General features: G+C 73.4%; 2 protein-coding genes. One reads left to right on the forward strand and one right to left on the reverse strand.

Annotated elements, in window-relative coordinates; translation table 11 throughout:
• Nucleotides 1-477, forward strand: a 477-nt coding sequence (locus LOY02_RS18070) for a GNAT family N-acetyltransferase (protein WP_317183759.1), incomplete at its 5' end; no start/stop codon positions are given.
• 52 nt (nucleotides 478-529) lie between these two features.
• On the opposite strand, the gene LOY02_RS18075 is transcribed toward LOY02_RS18070, so the two are convergent.
• A partial coding sequence (locus tag LOY02_RS18075) for a pyridoxal phosphate-dependent decarboxylase family protein (protein ID WP_317183760.1) occupies nucleotides 530-1,852 on the reverse strand: 1,323 nt, incomplete at its 5' end.

Below are 1,852 nucleotides of genomic sequence, written 5' to 3' on the forward strand. Positions count from 1 at the left end.
GACGACCTCGACGCGGTCGGCCGGCTCACGGTGCGGGCCTATCTCGACGAGGGCCACCTGCCGCCCGAGGCGGTCTACGCCGAAACCCTGGCCGACGCCCGGTCCCGCGCCGAGGGGGCCGAGCTCTGGGTCGCGGTCGACGACGCGGGCGGCCGGGTGCTCGGTTCGGTGACCTTCGCCGCGCCGGGCTCCGTCTATGCCGAGATCGCGGCGTCCGACGAGGCCGACATCCGCATGCTCGCAGTCGACTCCTCCGCCCGCGGGCGAGGCATCGGCGAGGCGCTCATGCTCCGCTGTGTCGAGCGGGCGCGGGACCTCGGCCTCGTCGCCCTGGCCCTGTCGACCCAGCCCTCGATGCGGGCCGCGCACCGGATCTACGAGCGGCTCGGCTTCGAGCGGGCTCCGGAGCGCGACTGGGAGCCGACGCCCGGCATCTCTCTGCTCGCCTACCGGCTCGACCTGGCCTCTCGTCGCTGATCACTGACCGGAGGTGTGCCAAGGGCGCGGGATGTCGCGCCTGTGGCACGCATCAGCTCGGCCGGGCGAGGCGGTCGATGACGCCGAGGAGCAGCGCCTCGCGGACCTCCGGGGGCAGGACGTCGAGCAGGGCGTTCACCGGGGCCATCCGCTGGGGAAGGGCGAGGCCCCCGGACCCGTCGGTCAGGCCGGCGACGCCGAGCAAAGCGGTGAACGTCTCCTCGTCGAGGTGCTCGGGGTCGATCGCACTGGCGGCCACGACGAGCTCCTCGGTCGGTGCCGTGGGCCCGAGCTCGGTCGCGGCCCGGGTGGCCGCCGCGAGGTCCTCGGCGATCTCGGCGGATGAGCCGGCCGTCGCGGCGCTGAGGCTGAAGTGGAGCGTCGCGGGCAGCCGGCCGAAGGACATCTGGGGCTGCGCGTACCAGCCGCGGGACAGGAGCTCGTCCGAGATCGTGAAGACGTCGCAGGTCTCGTCGGCCGTCACCGCGAGGAGGGTCGAGTCCGGGGGCGCGGCCAGCGAGAGGGGGGTCAGCTCCGCCACGGCAGCGGCCAGGTCGAGGGTCGCCCTCCGCGCCTGGCGGGCCAGGTCGGCATAGCCGTCCGACCCGATGCGCATCGCGACGGCCCACGCAGCGGCGATCGGCCCGCCGGACTTCGTCGACTGCATGGTCGTGTTGAGCATGGTGTAGCCGGGCCACCTTGCTGAGGCGAACAGGTGCGACCGGCGCAGCTCGCTGGACGCGTGGAGCAGGATCGAGATGCCCTTCGGCGCGTAGCCGTACTTGTGCAGGTCCACCGAGAGGCTCGTGACGCCCTCGACGGCGAAGGTCCACGGCTCCTGGTCCGGCTCGTCGTGGCGCAGGTGGGGCAGCACCCAGCCACCGATGCAGGCATCGACATGACAGCGCACTCCCGCAGCCGCCGCGGCCGCGGCGATCGGACCGACGGGGTCGATGACGCCGTGGGCGTAGGAGGGAGCGGAGACCGCGACGAGGACGGTCCGGTCGTCGATCGCCGCGGCCATCGCCTCGGGGTCGGCCCGCTTGGAGTCCGGGTCGACGTCGACCATGACGGGCTCGACCCCGAAGTAGTGCGCCGCCTTGTGGAAGGCGGCATGGGCCGTCGTGGGCAGCACCATCCTCGGCGCGGTGATGTCGGGGCGTGCGTCCCGGGCGGCGAGGACAGCCAAGAGGATCGACTCCGTGCCGCCCGATGTCGCGACGCCGGCGAAACCGGGCGGGGCGTCAACGAGCCGGCCTGCCATGCCGACGAGCTCGTTCTCCATCTGCAGCAGGGACGGGAAGGCGGTCGGGTCGAGGCCGTTGGTCGACGCGAAGGCCGCCAGGGTCTCGCGGCCGATCTCGTCGGCCTCGGC

This window comes from Intrasporangium sp. (assembly GCF_032907665.1).
Lineage (GTDB): Bacteria > Actinomycetota > Actinomycetes > Actinomycetales > Dermatophilaceae > Intrasporangium.